The 26,861-nt window shown below is 74.5% G+C and carries 18 protein-coding genes; 13 read left to right on the forward strand and 5 right to left on the reverse strand.

Going from position 1 to position 26,861, the window contains the following annotated elements:
* Window positions 1-55 precede the first annotated feature (55 nt).
* Window positions 56-1,282 (forward strand): MFS transporter, encoded by a 1,227-nt coding sequence (locus AC1WTP_RS14695; protein ID WP_481649808.1) that lies wholly within the window; start codon window positions 56-58, stop codon window positions 1,280-1,282.
* On the opposite strand, the gene AC1WTP_RS14700 is transcribed toward AC1WTP_RS14695, so the two are convergent.
* The gene (locus tag AC1WTP_RS14700) at window positions 1,279-2,274 is read right to left on the reverse strand and encodes an RNA-guided endonuclease InsQ/TnpB family protein (protein WP_481649809.1); all 996 of its coding nucleotides are present in this window, start codon (window positions 2,272-2,274) and stop codon (window positions 1,279-1,281) included. The two genes, AC1WTP_RS14695 and AC1WTP_RS14700, sit on opposite strands and share 4 nt — an antisense overlap.
* Before the next feature lie 70 nt (window positions 2,275-2,344).
* Between AC1WTP_RS14700 and AC1WTP_RS14705 the strand changes: the two genes are divergently transcribed.
* Complete coding sequence (locus AC1WTP_RS14705; protein WP_447135601.1) at window positions 2,345-3,184, forward strand: GNAT family N-acetyltransferase; 840 nt, start codon at window positions 2,345-2,347, stop codon at window positions 3,182-3,184.
* A 202-nt stretch (window positions 3,185-3,386) separates the two neighbouring features.
* Window positions 3,387-6,902, forward strand: coding sequence for an ATP-binding cassette domain-containing protein (locus tag AC1WTP_RS14710; RefSeq protein ID WP_481649810.1), 3,516 nt, complete (start codon window positions 3,387-3,389; stop codon window positions 6,900-6,902).
* Between the two features lie 161 nt (window positions 6,903-7,063).
* Here AC1WTP_RS14710 and AC1WTP_RS14715 read toward each other — a convergent pair whose 3' ends face one another.
* The 4 genes from AC1WTP_RS14715 to AC1WTP_RS14730 form a co-directional block, all read right to left on the reverse strand.
* The gene (locus AC1WTP_RS14715) at window positions 7,064-8,131 is read right to left on the reverse strand and encodes an NADH:flavin oxidoreductase/NADH oxidase (RefSeq protein WP_481649811.1); all 1,068 of its coding nucleotides are present in this window, start codon (window positions 8,129-8,131) and stop codon (window positions 7,064-7,066) included.
* Window positions 8,132-8,195: 64 nt separating this feature from the next.
* Window positions 8,196-9,494 carry a dicarboxylate/amino acid:cation symporter gene (locus AC1WTP_RS14720; protein WP_481649916.1) on the reverse strand — a complete coding sequence of 433 codons (1,299 nt, stop codon included), beginning with the start codon at window positions 9,492-9,494 and terminating at the stop codon, window positions 8,196-8,198.
* Window positions 9,495-9,708: 214 nt separating this feature from the next.
* Complete coding sequence (locus AC1WTP_RS14725) at window positions 9,709-10,371, reverse strand: DUF998 domain-containing protein (protein WP_481649812.1); 663 nt, start codon at window positions 10,369-10,371, stop codon at window positions 9,709-9,711.
* Window positions 10,364-11,329, reverse strand: a complete 966-nt coding sequence (locus tag AC1WTP_RS14730; RefSeq protein ID WP_481649813.1) for a glutathione S-transferase family protein — start codon at window positions 11,327-11,329, stop codon at window positions 10,364-10,366. Before AC1WTP_RS14730 ends, AC1WTP_RS14725 begins: the two co-directional genes overlap by 8 nt.
* Before the next feature lie 105 nt (window positions 11,330-11,434).
* Here AC1WTP_RS14730 and pcaF point away from each other — a divergent pair, with 105 nt between their 5' ends.
* The 10 genes from pcaF (at window position 11,435) to AC1WTP_RS14780 (ending at window position 26,853) form a co-directional block, all read left to right on the forward strand.
* Window positions 11,435-12,640: a 3-oxoadipyl-CoA thiolase gene (gene pcaF / locus AC1WTP_RS14735; RefSeq protein ID WP_481649814.1), complete on the forward strand. Its 1,206-nt coding sequence runs from the start codon at window positions 11,435-11,437 to the stop codon at window positions 12,638-12,640.
* A gap of 262 nt (window positions 12,641-12,902) precedes the next feature.
* Window positions 12,903-13,721 carry an SAM-dependent methyltransferase gene (locus AC1WTP_RS14740; RefSeq protein ID WP_481649815.1) on the forward strand — a complete coding sequence of 273 codons (819 nt, stop codon included), beginning with the start codon at window positions 12,903-12,905 and terminating at the stop codon, window positions 13,719-13,721.
* A 3-nt stretch (window positions 13,722-13,724) separates the two neighbouring features.
* A complete protein-coding gene (locus tag AC1WTP_RS14745; protein WP_481649816.1) occupies window positions 13,725-15,893 on the forward strand; it encodes a putative bifunctional diguanylate cyclase/phosphodiesterase in 2,169 nt (722 codons plus the stop codon).
* A 156-nt stretch (window positions 15,894-16,049) separates the two neighbouring features.
* Window positions 16,050-16,550, forward strand: coding sequence for a DUF456 domain-containing protein (locus tag AC1WTP_RS14750; protein WP_481649817.1), 501 nt, complete (start codon window positions 16,050-16,052; stop codon window positions 16,548-16,550).
* A gap of 288 nt (window positions 16,551-16,838) precedes the next feature.
* Window positions 16,839-18,431 (forward strand): amino acid permease, encoded by a 1,593-nt coding sequence (locus AC1WTP_RS14755; protein ID WP_481649818.1) that lies wholly within the window; start codon window positions 16,839-16,841, stop codon window positions 18,429-18,431.
* Between the two features lie 94 nt (window positions 18,432-18,525).
* Window positions 18,526-19,890 (forward strand): glutamine synthetase family protein, encoded by a 1,365-nt coding sequence (locus AC1WTP_RS14760; protein ID WP_481649819.1) that lies wholly within the window; start codon window positions 18,526-18,528, stop codon window positions 19,888-19,890.
* A gap of 111 nt (window positions 19,891-20,001) precedes the next feature.
* Window positions 20,002-21,357: an aldehyde dehydrogenase family protein gene (locus tag AC1WTP_RS14765; protein ID WP_481649820.1), complete on the forward strand. Its 1,356-nt coding sequence runs from the start codon at window positions 20,002-20,004 to the stop codon at window positions 21,355-21,357.
* 37 nt (window positions 21,358-21,394) lie between these two features.
* The gene (locus AC1WTP_RS14770) at window positions 21,395-22,162 is read left to right on the forward strand and encodes a 3-oxoacyl-ACP reductase (RefSeq protein WP_481649821.1); all 768 of its coding nucleotides are present in this window, start codon (window positions 21,395-21,397) and stop codon (window positions 22,160-22,162) included.
* Window positions 22,159-22,866 (forward strand): gamma-glutamyl-gamma-aminobutyrate hydrolase family protein, encoded by a 708-nt coding sequence (locus AC1WTP_RS14775; protein ID WP_481649822.1) that lies wholly within the window; start codon window positions 22,159-22,161, stop codon window positions 22,864-22,866. Before AC1WTP_RS14770 ends, AC1WTP_RS14775 begins: the two co-directional genes overlap by 4 nt.
* Window positions 22,867-23,193: 327 nt before the next feature.
* Window positions 23,194-26,853, forward strand: coding sequence for a SpoIIE family protein phosphatase (locus tag AC1WTP_RS14780; RefSeq protein WP_481649823.1), 3,660 nt, complete (start codon window positions 23,194-23,196; stop codon window positions 26,851-26,853).
* Window positions 26,854-26,861 lie beyond the last annotated feature (8 nt).

Consider the following 26,861-nt stretch of genomic DNA (forward strand, 5'->3'; position numbering starts at 1 on the left):
AAGGTAATGGCGGAGCCAGCTACAAACCGTACGTACGTCTTGTTAGGGTTGCGGGGTGCGACTGCTTCCCGACCCGGGCCCGGCCCGGATCCTCACCCTCGGCACCCTGGTCCGGACCGTCGGCCGCGGCCTCTGGCTGGTGGCCAGCGCGCTCTTCCTCACCCGCTCGGTCGGGCTCACCGCCACCGAGGTCGGGCTCGGCCTGACGGTCTCGGCGCTGGTCGGCCTGCTGGCCAGCGCCCCGACCGGCTACCTCGCCGACCGGCTCGGCCCGCGCGGCACCCAGATCGCCGCGCTGGTGGCCGGCGGTGCGCTGACCGCCGGCCTGGTGACCGTCCGGTCGTTCCCGGCGTTCCTGGCCGTGGGCGCCGCCACCGCCCTCGCGGACGCGGCGGACCGGGGCGCCCGGGGCGCGCTGATCGCCGGCTCCGTCCCGGCCGAGCAGCGGGTACGCACCCGTGCCTACCTGCGCGCCACCACCAACGTCGGGATCTCGCTCGGGGCGGTGCTGGCCGGGTTCGCCATCGCCGTGGACACCCGCGCCGGCTACCTGGCACTCATCCTGACCGCGGCGGCGACCTACCTGGCCGCCGCCGCGGTGTTCACCCGGCTGCCGGTGATCGCCCCGGCCCCCGCCCCGGCGCACGGCCCGCGGCTGATCGCGCTGCGGGACCGCCCGTTCCTGGCGTTCACCGTGCTCGACGGGCTGATGTCGATGCACTTCGGCCTGCTCAACATCGCCCTGCCGCTCTGGATCGCCGGGCACACCCGGGCCCCGGCCTGGGTGATCTCCGGGCTGATGCTGGTCAACACCGGCATGGTGGTGCTGTTCCAGGTGCGCGCCGCCCGGGGCACCGAGAGCCTGGTCGGGGCCGGTCGGGCGGCCCGGCGCGCGGGGGTCGCCATCGCCGCCGCCTGCGTCCTGTTCGCCGCCGCGGGCGACCTGCCGACCGGCGCCGCGATCGGCCTGCTGGCCTGTGGGGCGCTGGCGCACGTGATCGGCGAACTCTGGCACTCCGCCGCCGGGTGGGGCATCTCGTTCGGGCTGGCGCCCGAGCACGCCCACGGGCAGTACCAGGGCGCCTACAGCATGGGCTACGAGCTGGGCAAGATGCTCGCGCCGGTGGTGGTGACCACCATGGCGATCGGCTGGGGCGTGCCGGGGTGGTTGCTGCTCGGCGGGCTGTTCCTGCTGCTCGGGGCGCTGGTGCCGGTGGTGGTCCGGTGGGCCGCCCGGACCCGGGTCCCGCCGCCTGCCGCCCACCCGGTGACCGTGGGCTAGTGCGGTGTCCACCAACGTTCACCGGGTGTCCGGTGGTGTTGTGGATCCTCACCCTGAAAGCTGAGCGACTCCCCACGGGGTGGTGGGGCGGGCCTCCGCGGGCCAACTGATCCGCGCGCCGTCCGGGGTGGGCGGCGGGGGTCACGTCGGGACTGGCCGGCGCCGGGTAGGTGCCGGCCGGCTCGACGGTGCGTGATCACCTCCGGCACTGGAGTGGCTGCGGTGGGGGTGGTGGGTCCGCCGCCCGGGGTGCGGGTGGCGATGGTGGCGGCCGCGACGAGGTCACGGTGCCCGGAGAACGCGCAGTGTGGGCAGGACAGGGTCCGGCCGCGGGGTTTCGGCACGCGTCGGTGGCAGGCGGGGCAGGTGGAGGAGGTGCCGCGTTCATCGACGAGGCGGACGGTGATGCCCGCTTCGGTGGCCTTGTCGGTGAGGATCTGGATGAGCCGGCCGATCTGCCACTGCCGTAGCCGCAGGTTGTGCCGCCGCCCGGCAGCGATGTCGAGCACGCCGCGAGGGTCGCCGACGTGCAGCACCCCGACCCGCTGCTGCTGGGCCCAGGCGATGACGGTTCGGGCGGCTTCGTGCTGGGCCTGGCGGACCCGCCGCCGGTGCCGGCCCTCCACCTGCCGCGCCCGACGCCGATACTTGCGCCACCGGCGCGAGCCCCGCTGACCCGGCTTCGGGGCCCGGCGGGCCACCGCCCGGCGGCGCGCCTTGGTGTCGGTCAGGTGCATGCGGTGCTCGGCGCGGATCGCCCGCCCCGACACCAACAGCCCCTCACCGTCGAGGCCGGCCACCGCGTACGGGTGGATGATCCCCAGATCCACCCCGGCCACCCGGCCCGGATCCGGCTCCTCACCAGGCGGATAGGTGACGACGGGGACTTCGGCGGTGACGTCGAGAAACAGCCGCCCACCCTCGCACAGCAGGGTGATCGACCGGACCTGCTCCACCGGATACGGCAGGTCCCGTGCCAGCCGGACCCACAACGGCCGGCTGCCTAGCCGGACTCGTCACTCAGCCGGCGAGCCGGGGGCCGGTCATGGCAGGCTGATAGGCGTGCTGACGGTGCCGGTACGGCAACTGGGGGAATCGGAGCGCCGCGCGGTCGAGCGACTGCTCGACCTGGACCCGTTCGCGGGCGCGCAGGTCGCCGAGCGGGTCGCCGCGCGCGGCCTGGCCTGGTGGCGCGCCGAAGGCCGGGTGCTGGGCTACGGCCCCCGCCGCAACCTGGAGTCGGTCTGCTGGCTGGGCGGCAACCTCACCCCGGTGCTCGCCACCGAACCGGCCGTGGCCGCCTACGCCGACCTGCTCGCCGGCGAGGAGCGGCTCTGCTCGTCGATCGTGGGCCGCGCCGACGCCGTGCTCGGGCTCTGGGACCGCCTCGCCGCGGCCTGGGGCCCCGCCCGGGACGTACGCCCCAACCAGCCGCTGCTGGCCACGGACGCGCTGCCGGTGGTGCCGGCCGACCCGGAGGTGCGGCGGGTGCGCAGCGGGGAGATCGACCGCCTCTTTCCGGCGGCGGTGGCGATGTACACCGAGGAGGTCGGCGTCTCGCCGCTCGCCGACGACGGCGGGCGCACCTACCGGCGGCGGGTCGCCGACCTGGTCCGGGCCGGTCGGGCGTACGCCCGCTTCGTCGACGGTCAGGTGGTCTTCAAGGCCGAGCTGGCGGTGGTCACCCGCCGGACCGCCCAGGTGCAGGGGGTCTGGGTGGCCCCGGAGTGGCGCGGCCGGGGGATCGCCACCGCGGCGATGGCGGCCGTGGTACGCGACGCGCTGCTGCGGGCGGCGCCCACGGTCAGCCTCTACGTCAACGACTTCAACCTGCCGGCCCGCCGGGTCTACGAACGCTGCGGCTTTCGCCCGGTCGGCACGCTGGCCACCGTGCTCTTCTGACCCGCCGCCGGTGCTGGACAGCGCTCATGGCGCTGCTCGGCATCGTCCGCCGGGTCGCGTCGACCTGACCGCGCCACCGGCCGACCGCCGCGGCGGTCACCCGGAGTGGTGACACCGATCCTCCCCGGCGGATAAATCCGTTGAACCGGCCCGGCGGAGCACGCAGGCTGGAACCTCCCCCACCGATGCCGGAGGACCTTCCATGCGCCTGCTCCGAGATCTGTGGGCCACCTCGCCGCGCCGGATGGCGATCGTGACCTGCCTGATCGTGCTCGGCGCGGGTGGCCAGGCGGCCGCGTCCGCGCTGGCCGGGCCGGTGCTGGTGCACCGCTCGGGCGGGTTCTTCGCCGCGCTGGCGGTGGGCCTGGTCGCCGCCGTGCTCAGCGACCTCGCGGTGAGCCTGCTGATGGCCGGGCTGACCGCGGACTGGTCCGCGCAGGTGCGCCGCCGGCTGTGCCGGGTGGCGCTCGGGCAGGACCTGCCCACCCTGGAGACCACCCCGGTCGGTGAGCTGCTCGACCGGATCGACGGCGACGTCTACCAGGTGGCCGCTTCGCTGCGTAACCACGGTGTGCGGATCGCGCAGGGGCTGGCCGTGGGCCTGCTCTCGGCGGTCGTCGCGCTCGCCGTCTGGTGGCCGGTCGGGGTCGGCATGCTGCTGCTCACCGCCGTGCTGGCGGTCGCGCTGCGCCGCCCGACCGCCCGGATCGGCCCGGCCCGGATGGCCGAGGAGGAGGCCTGGTCCGACCTGGCCGCGGTGATGGAGGAGGCGATCCACGGGCAGGACGACGTCCGTACCAGCCTGGCCCGGCCGTACGTGCTGCGCCTCTACGCCCGGCGGGCGGCCGAGGTGCTGTCCCGGGGGGTCCGGGTGTGGCGGATGTCGGCCAAGGTCACCACGGTGGCCGCGGGGGTCACCCGGGGTGGGATCGCCGCGGTGGTGCTCGGCGGGGCGTGGGCGCTGGCCACCGGCCGGGTCGACGGGGCCCGGCTGACCGCGGTGTGGCTGCTCGCGCTGGGCTTCGGGCTGACCGTCGAGCACGTCGCGCGGATGGTGCCGGAACTCCAGTACGCCCTCGGCGCGTGGGCCCGCGTCCAACTGCTGGAGAACTCCCGGCAGGAGCCCACCGGCGGGGTGGCGCCGACCGACGGTGACCTGCTGATCCGCGACCTCACCTTCCGCTACCCGTCCACCGACCCGGACGGCGAGCGCGGGCCCGCGCTGCGCGGGGTCGACCTGACCTTCGTCCGGGGCCGCTCGTACGCCCTGGTCGGGCGGACCGGTTCGGGCAAGTCGACCCTGGCCAAGGTGCTCACCCGGGCGGTCGACCTGCCCCGGCGCACGGTCTTCCTGGCCGGCCGGGACCTGCTCGACCTCGACCTCGACGAGCTGCGCCGGTGGATCGCCGTGGTGCCGCAGCGCACCGAGATCCTCGCCGGCACGCTCGCCGAGAACGTCGCGCTCTTCGACCCGGACCTGCTCGACGACGCCGCCCGGGCGCTGCACGAACTCGGCCTGGCCGGCTGGATCGCCGAGCTGCCGGACGGGCTGGACACCCGGCTCGGCGAAGGCGGGCACGTGCTCTCGGCCGGGCAGGAGCAGCTGGTCGCGTTCGCCCGGATCCTGGTCCGGAACCCGCACGTGGTGATCCTGGACGAGGCCACTGCCCGGCTCGATCCGGTCACCGAGGCCCGGGTGCAGCAGGCCACCGAACGGCTGCTGCGCGACCGGATCGGCATCGTCATCGCTCACCGGCTCTCCTCGGTGCGGCGCTGCGACGAGGTGGTGGTGATGGCCGACGGCGCGGTGGTCGAGGCCGGGCCGCTGCGCGAGTCGGAGCGGTTCGCCGAGCTGCTCGCGACCAGCCACTCCACCGCGTACGCGCAGGTGGGGTCGGGGGTGCGGGCCGGCGGGGGCACCGACCTGCTGATCGTGCCGGAATCGCCGGGCGGCTGGGCGCCGACCGAGGCGGAGCGGGCGCCGGAGCCGGCCCGCGCGGTGGCCCCGCCGAAGGCCGAGCCGCTGCCGCTGCCGCCACCGGCCCCGGCGCGGACGCTGCGGGAGATCTTCCGGCTCTGTTGCAACGACGCCCGCTACGGTCTCGTGGCGGTCGCGATCTTCGTCGCGATCATGGTGCTCGGCCTGGACGGGCCGCTGCTGCCCTGGCTCTGGGCCGACCTGGTGGACGGCCTGGGCGACCCCTACAAGCCCGCGCTCGGGATCGTCGCCGCGCTGCTGGCGACCATGCCGATGCACTACGCCACCAACGTCTGGTTTCCGCACTGGTGGGTGCGGCAGATGCTGCGGATCAGCCTGCGCCTGGTGCACGGCCAGACCGGGCCGCGCCGGGTCAGCGGGCACACCCCGGCCGAGGTGGTGGCCCAGGGCGGCGACACCGAGCGGGTGGTGCAGCTCGCCGACAACCTGCTCGACCAGTTCATCTCGCTGGTGCTGCTGGTGGCGATGACCGCGATCACCGGCAGCATCGTTCCGGCGCTGTTCTTCCTCGGCACGATGGTGGTCTCCGGGCTGGCCGCGACGCTGTTCGGGCCGCTGCTGGAGCGCTCCGCCCGGGCCACCGTGGCGGCGCGGGCGGCGTTCGCGACCGCGCTGGTCTCCACGCTCTCCGCGGCCCGTACGGTGAAGCTGGCCGGGGCCACCCGACCGGTGCTGACCCACCTCGCCGACCTGGACGTGGTGCGCAGCGACCGGCAGCGTCGGGAGATCTCCGTGCAGGTCTGGGCCCGGTCCACCCCGTCGCTGGTCAGCGGGTTGCTGCCGATCGGCGCCTGGGCGCTCTTGCTGGCCGGTGAGCTCTCCGCCGGGGCGGCCCTGGTCGCGGTCGCCACGCTCGGCGCGGCCCGATGGTTCGCCTGGACCACCGCGTCCCTGGTCTCCCAGTACCCGTCGGCACGGGTGTGGACCCGGCGGACGGTGGCGATGACCGGGGTGGCGGCGTACTCGGCGGGGGTGCCGGGGGTGGACCTGGGCGCGGGCACGGCCCCCGCCCCGGCGGTGCCGCCACGGCACCCGCTGCGCCGGCTGGAGCTGACCGGCTTCGGCGTGCGGCACGAGGACGGCACGGTGGCGGTGCGCGACGTGGACCTGACCGTCGAGCGTGGCCAGTTGGTGCTGGTCGTCGGCCCGGTCGGGTCGGGCAAGTCGTCGCTGCTGCGGGCGCTGGCCGGGATCGTGCACCACACCGGCCGGCTGACCTGGAACGGCGAGCCGGTCACCGAGCCGGAGCTGTTCCTGCGCCCCAACCAGGTGGGCTACGTGGGCCAGCTGCCCCGGGTGCTCTCCGGCACGGTGGCCGACAACATCACCCTGGGCCACCCGGTCGACGCGGTGGGCGCCGTGGCGACCGCCCAGCTGGAGCACGACCTGACCGCCGCCGGTGGCGGGCTGGGGCTGCTGATCGGGCACAAGGGGACCCGGCTCTCCGGCGGGCAGTTGCAGCGGCTGGCGCTGGCCCGGGCGCTGGCGCCGCGGACCGAGCTGCTGGTCGCCGACGACGTCTCCTCCGCGCTGGACGTGACCACCGAGCTGGCGCTCTGGCGGGCGCTGCGCGAGCACGGGGTCACCGTGATCGGCTCGACGTCCAAACGGGCGGCCCTGGTCCGCGCCGACCACGTGGTGGTGCTCCAGGCCGGCACGGTCGCCGCCCAGGGCCCCTGGCGCGACCTCGAACCCCACTGGTCCCACCTGGCCGGCTAACCCCCACCCCGTGCCCTCCCGCGCCCTCCCGCCCCGCCCCAGCTCGTTGATCATGAGGTTGACGGTGACGAAACGGACATAACGCCCCGCTAACCTCATGATCAACGCAGCGAAGGCGGGCGGGGTGGGGGTGGTGGGGTGGGTGGGGTGGTGGGGTGGGGTCAGGTGGCGCGGAGGTACTGGGCGGGCCAGGTGGGGGTGGCGCCGAGCTTGGCGGCGGCGCGGTGCGGCCAGTACGGGTCGCGCAGCAGCTCCCGGCCGAGCAGCACCAGGTCGGCCTCGCCGGCCGCGACGATCCGCTCGGCCTGCTCCGGCTCGACGATCAGCCCGACCGCGCCGGTGGCGACGCCCGCCTCCCGGCGCACCCGGGCGGCCAGCGGCACCTGGTAGCCGGGGCCGACGGGGATGGTCGCGCCGACGGCTGCCCCGCCGGAGGAGCAGTCGACCAGGTCCACGCCCGCGCCGGCGAGTTCCCCGGCCAGCACCACGCTGTCCTCGACGGTCCAGCCACCGGGCAACCAGTCGGTGGCCGAGATGCGGGCCAGCACCGGGACGTCCTCGCCGACCGCGGCGCGGACCGCGCGGGCCACCTCCAGGGTCAGCCGCATCCGGCCGGCCCGGTCGCCGCCGTAGTCGTCGCGGCGGTGGTTGGTCAGCGGGGAGAGGAACTCGTGCAGCAGGTAGCCGTGTGCGGCGTGGATCTCCACCGCCGCGAAGCCGGCGTCCACCGCCCGGCCGGCCGCGGTGGAGAACGCCTCGACCACGCCGGCGATCCCGTCCGCGTCCAGCGCGGTCGGCACCCGGTAGTCCGGCTGGAACGGCTCGGCACCCGGGCCGACCGGGCTCCAGCCGCCCTCGGCGTCGGGCACCCCGCCCCGCCGCGCTGCCCACGGCCGGTACGTCGACGCCTTGAACCCGGCGTGCGCGAGCTGCACCGCCGGCACCGCGCCGTGCGCGGCGAGGAACGCGGTCACCGGCCGCCAGGCGTCGACGTGCGCGCCCGACCAGAGCCCGGTGTCCTGGGGGCTGATCCGCCCCTCCGGCAGCACCGCGGTCGCCTCGGTCAGCACCAGCCCGACGCCGCCGGCCGCGCGGGCACCCAGGTGCACCAGGTGCCAGTCGGTCGGCAGGCCGTCCGGCCCGGCGGTGTACTGGCACATCGGCGCCAGGGCGATCCGGTTGGGCAGCGTCACCGCGCGCAGGGCCAACGGCGAGAACAGCACACTCATGGCGACATCCTCTCCGGACGCCGGCGCGGACCCCCGGGCCGGGGGTCCGCGCCGGGTGTCGGGCTCAGGCCGGGACGGGGCTGGGCTGGTCGGTGCGGGCCGGCCGGGCGTCCGCGTCCGCCGGGCCGACCGAGCGCCGGCCGGCGGAGTCGTACGCGGTGCGGTCGAGGGTGCCCTCCCGGGCGGCGACGATGGTCGGCACCAGCGCCTGCCCGGCCACGTTGGTGGCGGTGCGGATCATGTCCAGGATCGGGTCGATCGCCAGCAGCAGGCCGGCGCCGGCCAGCGGCAGGCCCAGCGTGCTCAGGGTCAGGGTGAGCATGACGATCGCGCCGGTCAGGCCGGCGGTGGCCGCCGAACCGACCACCGAGACGAAGGCGATCAGCAGGTAGTCGGTGACGCCGAGGTCCACGCCGAAGACCTGGGCGACGAAGATCGCCGCGAGCGCCGGGTAGATCGCGGCGCAGCCGTCCATCTTCGTGGTGGCGCCGAACGGCACCGCGAACGAGGCGTACTCGCGGGGCACGCCGAGCCGCTCGACGGAGCGCTGGGTCACCGGCATGGTGCCCACCGAGGAGCGGGAGACGAAGGCCAGCTCGATGGCCGGCCACGCGCCGGCGAAGAAGCGCACCGGGTTGAGCCGGCCGACCGCCGCCAGCAGCAGCGGGTAGACCACGAAGAGCACGATCGCGCAACCGACGTAGACGGCGGTGGTGAACCGCGCCAGCGGGGCCACCAGGTCCCAGCCGTACGCGGCGACGGCGTTGCCGATCAGGCCGAGGGTGCCGATCGGGGCGAGTCGGATCACCCACCACAGCGCCTTCTGAACGATCTCCAGCAGCGAGCGGTTGAGCGCCACGAAGGGCTCGGCGGCCTCGCCGACCAGCAGCGCGGCGGCACCGACGACCAGGGCGAGGAAGACGATCTGGAGCACGTTGCCCTCGAAGAACGCGCCGACCGGGTTGGTCGGCACGATGCCGGTGAGGAAGTCGGTCCAGGAGCCGGTCCTCTTCGGCGCGGTGGCGCCGGCGACGTCCAGCGTGACGCCCCGGCCGGGGTCGGTGAGCAGGCCGAGCCCGATGCCGACGCTCACCGCGATCAACGCGGTGACGCCGAACCAGAGCAGAGTCTTCAGCGCCAGCCGGGCGGCGTTGGCCACGCCGCGCAGGCTGACCACGCTGACCACGATCGCGGTGAAGACCAGCGGCGGCACGGCCAGCTTCAGCAGCTGGACGAAGAGGCCGCCGACGGTGTCGAGGGTGCTGGCCAGCCAGCTCAGGTCGTTGGCGCGGGCGAGGAAGCCGAGCGCCACGCCGAGCACGAGGCCGAGCAGGATCTGCACGGAAAAGGGGATCTTGCGCAGGGCGGAAGACATGCGGATGCGTCCAAGGGGTCTGGGGTCGGTCAGGGCAGCGTCAGGAGAGCGGCTGCGCCGGACAGACGCCGCTGGCCTGCAGTCGGAGGTCGACGTACAGGCGCACGGTCAGGTGCCAGACATTGGTCATCGCCCGCCGAGGCTACTCTTCGCCGCTCCGGCGCCGGAAGGAGCGGCGGACGTGACGGTCCTTACACGGTGTTCACGACCGGTTGATCCGTGCGTCCCGATCGGCGGCCAGCCCGAGCGTGGTGGCGGTGACCAGGCCCCAGCCGGCCACCACCGCGAGCAGCAGCCGCTCCAGCGCGCCGACCAGCCCGCCCCGCCCGACCAGCAGGATCGCCAGTCCGATCGCGGTGGCCAGCGGCAGCGCCAGCGCCGCGCCCAGGCCGGCGATCCGGCGCAGCGCCGCTGGCGCGCCGGGGGTGGCCAGCAGCGCCACCATCGCGAAGACCACGGTGGCGGTCGCCGCGATGCTCGCGCCCCCGTGCACCAGGTCCGCCACGGTCGCCCGCTCGAACGGCGGCAGCGGGCAGCCCGCGCTGCACGGCACCGCGCCGGAGAGCACCGTGCAGACCCCGCCGGCGGCGAGCAGCCCGGCCGCGGTGCGCAGCGCCGGTGGCAGCGCCGCGGCCAGCAGCAGCAGCGCCGCGGCCAGGGCGAAGACCCCGATCCGGTACGTCCGGGCGTGCCCGGTGCCGGCGATGCCGGCCTCGCTGACGTACCCGGCCAGACCCGGGTTGGGACCGGCGAGCACGGCGACCGTCACCGCGAGCGAGCCGGCGAGGGTGCAACCGGCGGCGGCCGCCGCGACGGCGGCCCGGTACCCGCTCCCGCCCGGGCCCGCCCGGCCCGGTTCAGCCACGCCCGTGCGGGGTGGTCCAGCCGGACAGGTCGGGGCCGAGTGGCACGATCCGGGTGGGATTGATCGTTTCGTGGGTGCCGTAGTAGTGCCGCTTGATGTGGTCGAAGTCCACCGTCTCGCCGAAGCCGGGGGTCTGGAACAGGTCCCGGGCGTACGCCCAGAGCACCGGCATCTCGGTCAGCTTGTGCCGGTTGCACGCGAAGTGGCCGTGGTACGCCACGTCGAAGCGGACCAGCGTGGTGAAGAGCCGCACGTCCGCCTCGGTGATCGTGTCACCCATCAGGTAGCGGCGCGTGGAGAGTCGCTCCGACAGCGCGTCCAGCCGGGCGAAGAGCGCCGGGAACGCCTCGTCGTAGGCCTCCTGCGAGGTGGCGAAGCCGCAGCGGTAGACGCCGTTGTTCACGTCCCGGTGGATCTCCGCCATCAGCGTGTCCAGCTCCGGCCGGAGCTCCACCGGGTAGAGGTCGGGCGCGTCGGGGGCGTGGAACCGCCGCCACTCGGTGGCGAGATCCAGGGTGAGCCGCGGGTAGTCGTTGGTGACCACCCGCCCGGTGACCGTGTCGACCAGCGCCGGCACGGTCACCCGGCCGGCGTACTCCGGGTCGGTGGCCAGGTACGCCTCGGAGAGGTACCCGATGCCCAGCGCCGGGTCGAACCCGTCCGGGTCGAGGCTGAACCGCCAGCCCCGTTCGTCCCGGATCGGGTCGACGGTGCCCAGCGAGATGACGTCCTCGAGGCCGAGCAGGCCGCGCACGATCCGGGCCCGGTGCGCCCAGGGGCAGGCCCGACACCAGATCAGCCGGTAGCGGCCGGCCTCCAGCGGCCACCGCCCCTGCTCGTCCGGCCCGCCGCCGGGCGGGGACGTCGAGTGCGGGGTGACCCGGTCGGTGAACCGGTTGGGCTGCCGGACGAACTCGCCGCCGCCGCTGGTCTCTGCGCTGAACTGGGCGCGGGTCATGCCGTCAACCTATCGGCGCGGGGCGCGGATATCCTGGCGGCCGGGCGTACCCCCGCGACCCGGTGGACGCTCCCGTCCCACCCTTCCCACCCCGAAGGACTCGCGATGACCGTGGCATACCTGGTGGCCGGTGTCCGCACCCCGATCGGCCGGTACGGCGGCGCCCTGGCCGGCGTACGCCCCGACGACCTGGCCGCGCACGTGATCCGCGAGCTGGTCGCCCGGCACCCGTCGGTGGACTGGGCGCGGGTGGACGACGTGATCCTGGGCTGCGCCAACCAGGCCGGCGAGGACAACCGCAACGTGGCCCGGATGGCGGCGCTGCTCGGCGGGCTGCCCGAGGAGGTGCCCGGCAGCACGGTGAACCGGCTCTGCGGCTCCGGCCTGGACGCGCTCGCCACCGCCGCCCGGTCCGTGGTCGCCGGCGAGGCCGAGCTGGTGGTGGCCGGCGGGGTGGAGAGCATGAGCCGGGCCCCGTTCGTCATGCCGAAGGCCACCTCGGCGTTCTCCCGCACGGCGGAGGTCTACGACACCACCATCGGCTGGCGGCTGGTCAACCCGCTGATGAAGCGGCACTGGGGCATCGACTCGATGCCGGAGACGGCGGAGAACGTCGCCGCCGAGTACGGCGTCGACCGGGCCGCGCAGGACGCGTTCGCGTACCGGTCGCAGCAGCGGGCCGCCAAGGCGCAGGCCGACGGCCGGTTCGCCGAGGAGATCGTGCCGGTGACCGTGCCGGAGGGCCGCAAGGGCACCCGGCTGGTCGAGGTGGACGAGCACCCGCGGGAGACCTCGCTGGAGAAGCTCGCCGCGCTGCCCACCCCGTTCTGCGAGGGCGGCACGGTGACCGCCGGCAACTCCTCCGGGGTCAACGACGGCGCGGTGGCGCTGCTGGTCGCCGGCGAGGCGGCGGTGGCCCGGTACGGCCTCACCCCGCTGGCCCGGGTCAGCGGAGCCGCCGCGGCCGGTGTGCCCCCCCGGATCATGGGCGTCGGCCCGGTGCCGGCCACCCGGAAGCTGCTGGACCGGCTCGGCGTCGGCCTCGACGCGGTCGACGTGATCGAGCTGAACGAGGCGTTCGCCGCGCAGTCCGTCGCGGTGCTGCGCGAGTTGGGCCTGCCGGAGGACGCCGAGCACGTCAACCCCAACGGCGGGGCGATCGCGCTCGGCCACCCGCTCGGCGCCAGCGGCGCCCGGCTGGCGCTGACCGCCGCGCTGGAACTGCGCCGCCGGGGCGGCCGGCGGGCGCTGGCCACCATGTGCGTCGGCGTCGGGCAGGGCATCTCGCTGCTGCTGGAGTCGGTGGGCTGACCCGCGCGGGCCGCGACGCCCGATCCGGCATCGGCACACCCGGCCGCGCCGCGACGCCGGGGCCGGTGGCGGCCGGCCCGCTCCGGGCAGCCGTCGGAGATCGGTCCCGGTCGCTCAGCTGACCTCCCCGAGAGGGGACAGCCAGGCCTATTGTGGTCAGCACCACACGATCCGCGGGTCGGTCGGTGGCGCCGCCGGTGCTCGCACGCGCCCGGCGACACCGGTTCCCTCCCGCACCGCGGCGACGACTTGGGGTGCAGCAGTGCAGATGCCGGACGGACCTCCCGTCGAGATCGACCTCTCCCGGCCGAGCGCGGCCCGGGTCTACGACTACTTCCTGGGCGGGGCGCACAACTTCGAGATCGACCGGCAGCTCGCCGAGCAGATCGCCAGCATGACCCCGAACCTGGCGGCCACCATGCGCGCCGGCCGGGAGTTCCTCCGCCGGGCCGTCCGGGCCCTGCTCGACGCCGGCATCGACCAGTTCCTCGACATCGGCTCCGGCATCCCGACCGTCGGCAACGTGCACGAGGTGGCCCAGTCGGCCAACCCGCAGGCGCGGGTGGTCTACGTCGACATCGACCCGGTCGCGGTGGCGCACAGCCGCGAGCTGCTCGCCGGCAACGACCTGACCGGGGTGATCCACGCCGACCTGCGCGAGCCGGAGCGGATCCTCGCCGAGGCCCGGGAGCTGAAGCTGCTCGACTTCAGCCGGCCGATGGGCATCCTGCTGGCCGGGGTGGTGCACTTCGTCCCGGACGCCGACCGGCCGGGCGAGATCCTGGCCACCCTCCGTGCCGCCGCCGCGCCGGGCAGCCACCTGGTGCTGTCCCACTCCACCTTCGAGGACCAGCCGCAGGAGATGCTCGACGCGCAGCGGCTCTCGGCGCGTACCGACACCGAGATCACCCTGCGCTCCCGGGCCGAGATCACCGGCTTCTTCGGTGACTGGACCATCCTGGAGCCCGGCGTGGTGCACATGCCGCTCTGGCGGCCCGACTCACCGTCCGACGTGGACGACCACCCGGAGCGGTTCGGCGCCTTCGGCGGCGTCGCCCGGTACGACCAGCCCGCCGGCTGAGCCATGGCCGCCGTCCCGGACCCCGACGGGGACGACATCAGCCGGACCGGCGCCCAGGGGTACGCGGCCGACTGGGCCCGGGCGGTGCGCCGGCTCGGGTTCGTGCCGATGAGCGCGGCGGAGACCGAGCGGCTGCTGCTCCTGCACACCGTGCGGCTGGCGCAGGCCCTGCTCGCCGAGGCGTTCACCGCCCGGCCGGCCGAGGAGGTCGGCCGGGCGCTGGTCGAGGCGCACCTGACCGAACCCCGCATGCTCGACTGGTCGGTGCGGTCGCTCGGGGAGCGGTTCCTCGCCGAGGTGGTGCCGGCCCGGGCACACCCCGAGGCGGCGGCCGGGCGGATTGCGGGCCTGCAGGGCGGGCTCGCCGAGGGGTTCGCCCGGGCGCTGCGCGACCGCACCTTCAGCCAGCAGGAGCGGATCGCGCGGTCGGCCTGGCAGGCCCGGGACGAGGTGGAGCAGGCCCTGCGGGACAGCGAGGCCCGGTTCCGGGCGGTCTTCACCGGCGCGGCGATCGGGATCGGCATCGCCGGGGTGGACGGGCGGATCATCGAGGTCAACCAGGCGTTCGCCGACATGCTCGGCTACTCCGTCGACGAGCTGCGGCAGCTCAACGTGGCGTCGCTGTTCCACGCCGACGACGCCGCCGGCATGTGGGAGCTCTACCAGGAGCTGGTCGAGGGCAAGCAGGACGCCGCCCGGGTGGAGAAGCGCTACCACCGCAAGGACGGCAGCGCGGTCTGGACCGACCTGGCGGTGTCGCTGATCCGGCACGACGACGGCCGGCCCCGGTTCACCGTGGCGATGATCGAGGACATCACCGAGCGGTACGAGCTCCAGCAGCGGCTGCGCTTCCAGGCGCTGCACGACCCGCTCACCGGCCTGCCGAACCGGACGCTGTTCTTCGAGACGTTGGGTCGGATCCTCGGCGCCGCGGCGCCCGAGCACCGGATCGGGATCTGCTTCCTCGACCTGGACGGTTTCAAGGCGATCAACGACAGCCTCGGTCACGACCTCGGCGACCGCCTGCTGATCGTGATCGCCCGGCGGCTGGCCGAGTGCGTGGCCAGCCGGGGGCACCTGGTGGCCCGGATGGGCGGTGACGAGTTCGTCATCCTGGTCGACGACGGCGACGGGATGGACGACGCGGTGGCGGTCGCCGAGGCCGCGCTGGCCGCGGTCGCCGCCCCGGTGCACGTCGGCGACCAGCAGTTGGCCGTCTCGGCCAGCGTCGGCATCGTGGAGTGCCCGGTCGGCGGCACCAACGCCTCGGAGTTGATGAAGGCCGCCGACACCACGCTGTACTGGGCCAAGGCCGAGGGGCGGGGCCGGTGGGCGGTCTACGATCCGGAGCGCAGCGCCCGGGACATCGCCCGGTCCGCGCTGGTCGCCGGGCTGCCCGCCGCGCTGGACCGGGGCGAGTTCGTGCTCCGGTACCAACCCATCGTCTCGCTGCTGGAGGGCTCGATGCTCGCCGTGGAGGCGCTGGTCCGGTGGGAGCACCCGGAGCTGGGCCTGATCGGCCCGGACCGGTTCATCGGGCTGGCCGAGGAGACCGGGCTGATCGTCCGGCTCGGCGAGTGGGTGCTCCGGCAGGCCTGCCGGGACGCCGAGCGGTGGCGGCGCCAGTTCCCGGACGCGCGGCTGGTGGTGAGCGTCAACCTGGCCGCCCGGCAGGCCGACGATCCGGCCATCGTGGACACCGTCGCGGACGTGCTGGCCACCACCGGGCTGCCGGCGGAGCTGCTGCAACTGGAGCTGACGGAGAGCGCCGTGATGGGCACCGCGGGGGAGCCGCTGCGCTCGCTGCACCGGCTCGCCGCGCTCGGCGTACGGTTGGCCATCGACGACTTCGGCACCGGCTACTCCAACCTGGCGTACCTGCGCCGGCTGCCGATCCACTGCGTCAAGCTGGCCGGGCCGTTCGTGGAGGGGATCCGCGGCGACGCCGCCGAGGCGGCCGCCGACCACCGGGACGAGCGGATCGTCGACGCCCTGGTCCGGTTGGCGCACGCGCTGGAGCTGTGGGTCACCGCCGAGGCGGTGGAGACCCCGGTGCAGGCCGAGCGGCTGCGGGCGCTGCGCTGCGACACCGGGCAGGGCCGGTACTTCGGCCCGCCGATGCCGGCCGACCAGATCACCGCCCGGCTCCGCGGCGGGGAGGCGGCGGCATGAGCGAGCGTCAGCGAGCGAATCAGGGGTGCGGTGCGGTGGTGCCTCATGGCGGCACGGAGCGAAGCGGAGTGCCGGCATGAGCGAGCGTCAGCGAGCGAATCATCGGTGCGGTGCGGTGGTGCCTCATGGCGGCACGGAGCGAAGCGGAGTGCCGGCATGAGCCTGACGGATTCGCAGGCGGCGGTCTCGGTGCTCGCCGCGTTGGCCATCCTGGCTGGGCTGGCCGGGGTGGTGGTGCCCGGGCTGCCGGCGCTGCCGCTCTGCTGGGGCGGGGTGCTGGTCTGGGCGCTCTTCGGCGGGGCCGGTGCCGGCCGCTGGGCGGTGCTCGCCGCCGCCACCCTGGTGGCCCTGGGCGGAGTCGTGGTCAAGTACGCCTGGCCGGGGCGGAACCTGAAGCGCACCGGTGTGCCCACCTCGTCGCTGCTCGCCGGCGGGCTGCTGGGGCTGGTCGGCTTCTTCGTCGTCCCGGTGGTCGGGCTGGTGCTCGGCTTCATCGGTGGGGTGTGGGCGGCGGAGCGGCTGCGGCTGGGCGACTCCCGGCTGGCCTGGCCGGCGACGAAGCAGGCGGTGGCGGCGGCCGGCCTGTCGATGCTGGTGGAGTTCCTCGCCGGCCTGGTCATCGCCGCGCTCTGGGTCGCCGGGCTGCTGTTGACCTGAGGGATGGCGGCGGCGCGGGGCGGGCGTCGGGTACGGCGCACCGCCGTACGAGTGAGAGAGAGGTGACGTGCCCCGCGCCGCCGCGGTGCCGGGGCGGTCCGAGCGCCCGGCGCCGGCCCGTCGCGATCGGGCCTGGTCACGACGTCAAGGATGCGGCCGGGACGCCGGTCCGGCAAGGCAATTAGCCCGGCGGGCGGTGACATTCCCACGCCTAATGTATTGACCGCCTTGATCGTCGGGGCGAGACTTTGCGCACTCGCACCGAGGACCGCCTCGAGGAGGTGTGCAGTGGCCACGACGCCCGCGCCGACCGCCGAGCAACCGATGGACGACGACGCCCGACGACTCGCCGAACTCGGTTACAAGCAGGAGTTGCGCCGCAAGTGGAGCGGCTTCTCCAACTTCGCCATCTCGTTCTCGATCATCTCCATCCTGGCCGGCTGCTTCACCACCTTCGGTCAGGCGTGGAACAACGGCGGGCCGGTCGCGGTCTCCTGGGGCTGGCCGCTCATCTCGCTGTTCATCCTGATCATCGGCTTCTGCCTGGCCGAGCTGGTCAGCGCCTACCCGACCGCCGGCGGGATCTACTGGTGGGCGGCGCGGATGGGCAAGCCGGTGCACGGCTGGTTCACCGGCTGGCTCAACCTGATCGGGCTGGTCGCGGTCACCGCGTCGGTCGACTACGGGTGCGCGACCTTCCTCAACCTCACCCTGTCGGCGCTCTTCGACGGCTGGGCCGGGACGCTGCGCCAGACGTTCGGGCTCTTCGTGGTCATCCTGGTGCTGCACGGCCTGATCAACATTCTCGGCCACCGGATCATCGACGTGCTGCAGAACGTCTCGGTCTGGTGGCACGTGGCCGGCGCGGCCGCGGTGGTGGCCATCCTGGTCCTCGTCCCGGACGACCACCAGAGCTTCCAGTTCGTCTTCACCGAGCGGTTCAACAACTCCGGCTTCGGCGACGGGGACACCGGCGGGCTGACCTTCTGGTTCTACGTGCTGCCGCTGGGCTTCCTGCTCACCCAGTACACGATCACCGGCTTCGACGCCTGCGCGCACGTCTCCGAGGAGACCCGGGGCGCCTCCCAGGCCGCCGCCCGCGGCCTCTGGCAGTCGATCTTCTATTCGGCGGTCGGCGGCTGGATCCTGCTGCTGGCCTTCCTCTTCGCCGCCACGGACGTCGAGGCGGTCAACGCGGCGGACGGCTTCTCCGGCGCGATCTTCGAGTCCGCGCTGACCCCGTTCTTCTTCAAGACGGTCATCATCATCTCCACCATCGGGCAGTTCTTCTGCGGGATGAGCTGCGTGACCTCGATGAGCCGGATGGCGTACGCGTTCAGCCGGGACCGGGCCGTGCCGGGCTGGCGGCTCTGGTCCCGGGTGGACCGCAACGGCACTCCGGTGAACGCGATCATCGGCGCCACCCTGGCCGGCCTGCTGCTCACCCTGCCCGCCCTCTACCAGAGCCCGGACGGCATTCCGGTCGCCTTCTACGCGGTGGTGTCGGTCGCGGTGATCGGGCTCTACCTGTCGTTCATCATCCCCATCTTCCTGCGGCTGCGGATGGGCGACCGGTTCACCCCGGGGCCGTGGACGCTCGGCCGCAGGTACAAGCTCCTCGGCTGGATCGCGGTGATCGAGATCGCGGTGATCTCGATCTACTTCGTGCTGCCGATCGTCCCCGCCGGGGTGCCCGGCAACCCGGACTTCACCTGGTCGGCGGTGAACTACGCGCCGCTCGCGGTGGGCGGGGTGCTGCTGCTGGTCGCGCTCTGGTGGTACGCCTCGGCCCGGCGGTGGTTCACCGGTCCGGTGCGTACCGTCGACCTGCCCGCGCCCCGGGCGGCGGCGGACGGCGACCGGGCCGACGAGCTGGCGTGATTCCACTCCCCGGCGGCGGTTTGCCGGTGCCCCGCCGCCGGGCATTGACGGTGATCACGTCTTGCCGGTAGACCTTGGTGATGGAGGCCCGCGGATGAGGAGAGCACCGCTCACACTGGAACAGCTGCGGGTCGCCGTCGCCGAGCGCGAGATCGACACGGTGGTGCTGGCCCTGGTCGACATGCAGGGCCGGTTGCAGGGCAAGCGGTTCCACGCGCCGTACTTCCTGGACCAGGTGGTCGCGCACGGCAGCGAGGGCTGCAACTACCTGCTCGCCGTCGACGTCGACATGAACACCGTCGACGGGTACGCCATGTCGGGCTGGGAGCGCGGCTACGGCGACTTCGCCCTGCTGCCCGACTTCGAGACGCTGCGCCGGGTGCCCTGGCAGCCCGGCACCGCCCTGCTGCTGGCCGACCTGGCCTGGCTGGACGGCGCCGGCCCGGTGGTCGCCTCGCCACGGCAGATCCTGCGCCGGCAGGTGGAGCGGCTGGCCGGGCACGGGCTGACCGCGTACGCCGGCACCGAGCTGGAGTTCGTGCTGTTCCGCGACTCGTACGAGGAGGCCTGGCGGCGCGGCTACCGGGAACTGACCCCCGCCAACCAGTACAACGTGGACTACTCGCTGCTCGGCACCGCCCGGGTGGAGCCGCTGCTGCGGCGCATCCGGCGCGAGATGGCCGGCGCCGGGCTGAGCCCGGAGAGCGCCAAGGGCGAGTGCAACCTCGGCCAGCACGAGATCGCCTTCCGCTACGACGAGGCGGTGGCCTGCGCCGACCACCACGTCATCTACAAGAACGGGGCCAAGGAGATCGCCGCCCAGGAGGGCATGTCGATCACCTTCATGGCCAAGCCGAACGCCCGCGAGGGCAACTCCTGCCACATCCACTTCTCGCTGCGCGACGCCACCGGCCGCTCGGCGATGCTCGGCGACGGGCCGGCGCACCTGTCGGCGACCGGCCAGCGGGTGCTGGCCGGGCTGCTGGCCAGCATGCGGGAGTTCAGCCTCTTCTTCGCCCCGAACGTCAACTCCTACAAGCGCTACCAGCCCGGCTCGTTCGCCCCGACCGCGCTGCGGTGGGGCACCGACAACCGCACCTGCGCACTGCGGCTGGTCGGCCACGGCCAGGGCATGCGGGTGGAGAACCGGGTGCCCGGCGCGGACGTCAACCCGTACCTGGCCATCGCGGCGCTGGTCGCCGGCGCGGTGCACGGCATCGAGCGGGAGCTGCCGCTGGGCGAGGAGTGCACCGGCAACGCGTACGACGACCGGGCCGCCGAGCGGGTCCCGGGCACGCTGCGCGACGCCCTCGCCCTCTGGGAAGCGTCCCCTCTCGCCACCGAGGCGTTCGGCGCCGAGGTGGTCGCCCACTACGCCAACCAGGCCCGCGTCGAGCTGGCCGCCTTCGACGCCGCCGTCACCGACTGGGAGCTCTTCCGTGGCTTCGAACGCCTCTGACCCGCGGCGGCTCCCCGCGATCGTGCACTCTCCGCCGCCCCTGGCTCGTGGTGATGAGCGGCTTTTGCCGGGGCGGCAACCGCACCATCGGCGAGAGGGAGGGCGGGGGGCGTGACGAGCGTGGTGGATCCGGCCACCGGGGACGTGGTGGGGGAGGTGGCGGGGGCCTCGGCGGGCGAGGTCGACGCGGCGATCGGGCGGGCGGCGGAGGCGTACGAGCGGTGGCGGGGGGTCGCGCCGGGGGACCGGGCGCGGCTACTGCGGCGGTTCGCGGCCGTGGTGGACGCGCACCTGGAGGAGCTGGCGCGGCTGGAGGTGCGCAACTCGGGGCACACCATCGGCAACGCCCGGTGGGAGGCGGGCAACGTCCGGGACGTGCTCGACTACTACGCCGGCGCGCCGGAACGGCTCACCGGCCGGCAGATCCCGGTGCCGGGCGGCCTGGACGTCACCTTCCACGAACCGCTCGGGGTGGTCGGGGTGATCGTGCCGTGGAACTTCCCGATGCCGATCGCCGCCTGGGGTTTCGCGCCCGCGCTGGCGGCCGGCAACACGGTGGTGCTCAAACCGGCCGAGCTGACCCCGCTGACCGCGCTGCGCCTGGCCGAACTGGCCCGCGAGGCGGGGCTGCCCGAGGACGTGTTCACCGTGCTGCCCGGGGCGGGCCCGGTGGTCGGCGAGCGGTTCGTCACCCACCCCGCCGTCCGCAAGGTCTGCTTCACCGGCTCCACCGAGGTCGGCACCCGGATCATGGCCGGCTGCGCGGCGCAGGTGAAGCGGGTCACCCTGGAGCTGGGTGGCAAGAGCGCCAACCTGGTCTTCGCCGACGCCGACCTGGAGCGGGCCGCGGCGACCGCGCCGTACGCGGTCTTCGACAACGCCGGGCAGGACTGCTGCGCCCGGTCCCGGATCCTGGTCCAGCGGCCGGTGTACGACCGGTTCCTCGAACTGCTCGAACCGGCGGTGCGCGCCCTGCGGGTCGAGGACCCGGCCCGGGAGACCGCCGAGATGGGACCGCTGATCTCCGCCGCCCAGCGCGACCGGGTCGCCGGCTACGTCGACGACGCGCGGGTGGCCTTCACCGGCTCCTGCCCGGCGGGCGCCGGCTGGTGGTACCCGCCGACCGTGCTGCTCGCCGACACGCCCGCCGACCGGCACTGGCGGGAGGAGATCTTCGGCCCGGTGGTCTCGGTGCTGCCGTTCGACGACGAGGCCGAGGCGGTCCGGCTCGCCAACGACACCGAGTACGGCCTCTCCGGTTCGATCTGGACCCGGGACGTGGGCCGGGCGGTGCGGGTGGCGCGGGCGGTGGAGTCGGGCAACCTCAGCGTCAACTCGCACTCCTCGGTGCGGTACTGGACCCCGTTCGGCGGGATGAAGCGCTCCGGGCTGGGCCGGGAACTCGGCCCGGACGCGCTGCACGCCTTCACCGACGTCAAGAACGTGTTCATCGCGACGGACGGCTGAGCCGGTGGACGCCGGCCGAGCAGATGGGGGAGGACCAGTGCAGGGTCGGTTGCAGGACCGGGTGGCCGTGGTCACCGGGGCGGGCAGTGGGATCGGGCTGGCCACGGCACGGCGGTTCGCCGCCGAGAGGGCCCGGGTGGTCTGCGTCGACATCGACGCCGAGGCGGGCAAGCGGGTGGCGGACGAGATCCGCGGCGAGTTCGTCGCGGCGGACGTCGCCGACGAGGCGGCCGTCCGGGACCTGTTCGACGGGGTGGCCGCGCGGCACGGCCGGGTGGACATCGCCTTCAACAACGCCGGCATCTCCCCGCCCGAGGACGACTCCATCCTGACCACCGGGATCGAGGCCTGGGAACGGGTGCTGCGGGTCAACACCACCAGCGTCTACCTCTGCTGCAAGTACGCCATCCCGCACATGCGCCGGCAGGGCAGGGGTTCGATCATCAACACCGCCTCGTTCGTGGCGCTGATGGGGGCGGCCACCTCGCAGATCGCGTACACCGCGAGCAAGGGCGGGGTGCTGGCGATGACCCGGGAGCTGGGCGTGCAGTTCGCCCGGGAGGGCATCCGGGTCAACGCGCTCTGTCCCGGCCCGGTCGCCACCCCGCTGCTGCGGGAACTCTTCGCCGCCGACCCGGAGCGGGCCGCCCGCCGGCTGGTGCACGTGCCGATGGGCCGGTTCGGCGAACCCGAGGAGATCGCCGCCGCGGTGGCCTTCCTGGCCAGCGACGACGCCTCCTTCATGACCGCCGCCCAGTTCGTCGTCGACGGCGGCATCACCGGCGCGTACGTGACGCCGCTGTGACCCGGCCGCTGATCGGCGTCACCGCGTACGTCGAGCCGGCCGGCTGGGGGGTGTGGCGGGACGTCCCTGCGGTGCTGGTGCCCGAGGCGTACGTCCGGGCGGTGACCGCGGCCGGTGGCCGGGCGGTGGTGCTGCCGCCGGACGACCTGGACGCCGACGTGGTGCGGGTGCTCGACGGGCTGGTGCTGGCCGGCGGCGCCGACGTCGACCCGGCCCGGTACGGCCAGCCACCCGCGCCCCGGACGGAGAGCCGGCCGGGGCGGGACGCCGGTGAGCTGATCCTGCTTGACGCCGCGCTCGACGCCCGGCTGCCGGTGCTCGGCGTCTGCCGGGGGATGCAACTGCTCGTGGTGGCCTGCGGCGGCGCGCTGCACCAGCACCTGCCCGACCTGGTAGGCCACGAGGGGCACCGCCCCGCCGCCGGGGTCTACGGGGCGCACGGCGTGCGGTTCACCCCCGGCAGCCTCGCGGCGCGGGTGATGGCCGGCGTGGACCGGGTCGACTCGTACCACCACCAGGCGGTCGCCGACCCGGGGCGGCTGGTCGTCACCGGTTGGTCGGACGACGGGGTCGTGGAGGCGGTCGAGGACCCGGACCGCCCCTTCGTGCTGGGCGTGCAGTGGCACCCGGAGAACGCCGTCGACCCCCGTCCGCTCACCGCGCTGGTCCGGGCCGCCGGAAGCCGGACCGCCGCGCCCCGGTGACCGGATGGCGCCGGTGGTGCCGGGTGCGCGATGTGGACGGTCGCGAAGTGTTACCGAGGTCACATTCCGGTTCGGGCGGTTGCTCCGCCGCTCGGGGTAAGTCCCATCAACGGGACCGAACCTGCTGGCGCGGGGGCTCCCGGCAACCGGAGCGGCGGACCGCCGGCGTCCGGGCCGGGGTGGTGCGACACGGCCGGCGGGCTGTGGTCCCGGTAACCAGCGTCCACCGGGCGCCATGCGTTACGTTGCTGCTCCGCCGGGGTACAAGGCGGGGCACGGTCGGTCGATCAACCGGCCGGGGCGGGGACGGCCGGAGCGGGAGGTTGCATGAGCTCGGCCCTGGGGGGCGCGGACGGGGAGCACGCCCTCGACGGTGCCGACGAAGACCTTCCCCCACTGCTCGCCGCCGCCTTCGCCAGCGGCGGCGAGATGGGCGAGCGGCTGCGCGCCGTCGACTGGCCCACCAGCCCGGTCGGCCACCCGCGCGCCTGGCCGTCGGCGCTGACCAGCGCGGTCAGCATGATGCTCGCCTCCAGCGCGCAGATCGTGATGTTCTGGGGCGAGGAGCGGCTGGCCTTCTACAACGACGCCTACCGCCCGACCATCGGCGGCAAGCACCCCGAGGCGCTCTGCCAGCCGGCCCGGCACCACTGGGAGGAGACCTGGGAGGTGCTGGGACCGCTGCTCGACGGGGTCCGGCGGACCGGCCGGTCCTACCGCGGCGAGGACCACCAGTTCCTCCTCGACCGGCACGGCTTCCTCGAGGAGACCTACTTCAACGTCTCCTACGACCCGATCCGCGGCGCCGACGGCACGGTCGACGGCATCTTCTGCATCGTCAACGAGACGACCGGCCGGGTGCTCGGCGAGCGCCGGCTGCGCGCCCTGGCCGAGCTGGGCTCTGAGCTGGCCGAGGTGGACGGCATGGCCGAACTCGGCCGGGTCGCCGTCGGCGTACTCGACCGGCACCGCGCCGACCTGCCCTTCGCCCTGCTCTACCTGCGCGACGGCGCCGGCGAGTTCTCCCTCGCCGGCTGCGCCGGGGTGGCCCCCGCCGCGGTGACGGTGCCGCCGTCGGCGGTGCTCACCCGCCTCGACGCCGACGGCGCCGGCGCCGTCGAGGTCGCCGACCTGCTCGACGTGGTACCGGCCGGCGCCGCCGGACAGGCGCTGCTGCTCCCGGTCACCGCCGCCCACGAGACCGTCGGCGCCGTGGTGCTCGGCGTCGCGCGCCGACTCCCACTCACCGACGACTACCGCAACTTCGTCGACCTGGTCGCCGCGCAGCTGTCCCGGGCGGTCGGCCGCCAGCTGGCGCACGAGCAGGAGCGCGCCCGGGCCGCGCAGCTGGCCGCCCTCGACCGGGCCAAGACGAACTTCTTCGCCAACGTCAGCCACGAGTTCCGCACGCCGCTGACCCTGGTGCTCGGCCCGCTGGAGGACCTGCTCGCCGACCCGGCGCTGCCCGGGGCGTATGCCGACCGGCTCGCCGTGATGCACCGCAACGCGATGCGGCTGCTCAAGCTCGTCAACACCGTGCTCGACTTCTCCCGGCTGGAGTCGGGCCGGCTCACCGCCCACTACCAGCCCACCGACCTGGCCAGCTACACCGCCCGGCTGGCCAGCACGTTCCGCTCGGCGACCGAGCGGGCCGGCCTGCGCCTGGTGGTGGACTGCCCGCCGCTGCCCGCGCCGGTCTTCGTGGACCGGGAGATGTGGGAGAAGATCGTCCTCAACCTGGTCTCGAACGCGGTGAAGTTCACCTTCCACGGCGAGATCCGGGTGCGGGTCCGCGCGGTCGACGGGGCCGCCCGGCTCGAGGTCAGCGACACCGGCGTCGGCATCGTGCCGGACGAGCTGCCGCACGTCTTCGAGCGGTTCCACCGGGTGCCCGGGGTGCGCTCGCGGACCCACGAGGGCACCGGGATCGGGCTCGCGCTGGTCCGCGAGCTGGCCGAGATGCACGGTGGCCGGGTGACGGCCAGCAGCCGGGTCGACGCGGGCAGCACGTTCACGGTGACCATCCCGTTCGGCGTCCGGCACCTGCCGGAGGACCGGGTGGCCGACGCGGACACCCGCCCGCACGCCGAGCCGCGGCACGCCGACCTCTACGTCGCGGAGACCGCGCTCTGGACCGGTCCGGTCCCGGAGCCGGCCCCCGCCGGCCCGCGCACCGGGCCCGCCGCGGGCCGGATCCTGCTCGCCGACGACAACGCCGACCTGCGCGAACACGTCACCCGGCTGCTCTCCCCGACCTGGGAGGTGGTCGCGGTCCCCGACGGGGCGGAGGCCCTGCGGCGGGCCGTGGAAAGGCCTTTCGACCTGGTGCTGACCGACGTGATGATGCCCCGGCTGGACGGCTTCGGGCTGGTCGCGGCGCTGCGTGCCGACCCGCGGACCCGGTACCTGCCGATCGTGCTGCTCTCCGCCCGGGCCGGGTCCGCCGAGGCGGTCGCCGGCCTCTCGGTCGGCGCCGACGACTACCTCACCAAACCCTTCTCCGGTCAGGAACTGGTCGCCCGGGTCCGGGCCAACGTGGAGCTGGGGCAGCTCCGCGGGCAGATCATCCGGCGACTGCGGGGGCTGGCCGACGCCGCGGTGGCGGTGAACGGCGCCCGCTCCACCGCCGAGGTGCTCCAGGTCGCCGCGCGGCACGCGCTGAACCTGGCCGAGGCGGCCCGGGTGGTGGTGTCGGCCGGCGAGGTCCGGTACGAGGCCGACGGGGGCGGGACCACCTCGACCGAGCCCTCGTTCGTGCTGGGCCTCACCGGGACCGCCGGCGAGGCGCTCGGCGAGCTGCTGGTCTGGCGCGCGGCCGGGGACGGCGCGGACACCGACGAGGCGGCGCTCACCCAGCTGGCCCGGCTGGTCGGGGTGCGGCTGGAGAACGCCCAGCTCTACGAGGCCGAGCACCGCATCGCCACCACGCTGCAGCACAGCCTGCTGCCCCGGTCACTGCCGCAGCTGCCCGGCGCCGTGGTCGCCAGTCGCTACCTGCCCGGCACCGCCGACGTGGAGGTCGGCGGCGACTGGTACGACGTCGTCGCGCTGGGCGACGACGAGCTGGTGCTGGCGATCGGCGACGTGGTCGGCAAGGGGGTCCGGGCCGCCGCCGCGATGGGCCAGCTGCGCAACGCGCTGCGCGCGTACGTGCTGGAGGGCTTCGACCCCGGCGAGTCGCTGACCCGGCTCAACCGGCTCGTCGGCAGCACCGAGGGGCGCTCGTTCGCCACCGTGGTCTGCCTCTGGTTCAGTCCCCGGACCGGTCGGCTGCGGTACGCCAGCGCCGGTCACCCGTCCCCGCTGCTGATCCGAGGAGACCACGTGGCGTTCCTGCACGACCGGGCGCTCGGACCCCCGGTCGGCGCGATCCGGGACACGTCCTACCGGACGGTGGAGGGCGAGCTGACCGCCGGCAGCCGGCTGCTGCTCTACACCGACGGCCTGATCGAGGACCGGCAGCTCGGCATCGACGAGGCGCTGGCCCGGCTGCGCGGCGACGCGGCCGGGCGCGGCGAGCACGTGGCCGACCTGGTCGACGCGGTGGTGTGCCGGGTCGCCGGGCGGCCCCGCCGGGACGACGTCGCGGTGCTCGCGCTGGAGGCCACCGACCTCAACCGGTTCGCGCTGCGGCTGCCGGCCGACCCGACCCGGCTGAGCGTGCTGCGCAAGCGGCTGGAGGACTTCCTGGTCGCCCACCGGGTCGGCGAGACGGACCTGTTCGACCTGACGGTGGCGGTCTCCGAGGCCGCGGCCAACGCCATCGAGCACCCGGTCGACCCGACCGACCCGACGATCAGCGTCGAGGTGACCATCGAGGACCGCACCGTGGTGGCCACCGTCCGGGACAGCGGCCGGTGGCGGGAGCCGACCGGATCCGGCTTCCGGGGGCGCGGGCTGTCGCTGATCAGGGCGCTGGGCGAGCTGACCGTCAGCCGTACCGCCGGCGGCACGGAGCTGACACTGCGCCGGCGGTTGCAGGACTGACCCGGGCG

It is taken from the genome of Micromonospora sp. R311 (genome assembly GCF_056780015.1).

Coding starts and splice junctions, on each gene's coding strand:
- pcaF (WP_481649814.1), top strand. CDS start 11,435: ATGACCGTGGCATACCTGGTGGCCGGTGTCCGCACCCCGATCGGCCGG.
- AC1WTP_RS14745 (WP_481649816.1), top strand. CDS start 13,725: ATGGCCGCCGTCCCGGACCCCGACGGGGACGACATCAGCCGGACCGGC.
- AC1WTP_RS14760 (WP_481649819.1), top strand. CDS start 18,526: ATGAGGAGAGCACCGCTCACACTGGAACAGCTGCGGGTCGCCGTCGCC.
- AC1WTP_RS14715 (WP_481649811.1), bottom strand. CDS start 8,131: ATGAGTGTGCTGTTCTCGCCGTTGGCCCTGCGCGCGGTGACGCTGCCC.
- AC1WTP_RS14710 (WP_481649810.1), top strand. CDS start 3,387: ATGCGCCTGCTCCGAGATCTGTGGGCCACCTCGCCGCGCCGGATGGCG.
- AC1WTP_RS14750 (WP_481649817.1), top strand. CDS start 16,050: ATGAGCCTGACGGATTCGCAGGCGGCGGTCTCGGTGCTCGCCGCGTTG.
- AC1WTP_RS14780 (WP_481649823.1), top strand. CDS start 23,194: ATGAGCTCGGCCCTGGGGGGCGCGGACGGGGAGCACGCCCTCGACGGT.
- AC1WTP_RS14730 (WP_481649813.1), bottom strand. CDS start 11,329: ATGACCCGCGCCCAGTTCAGCGCAGAGACCAGCGGCGGCGGCGAGTTC.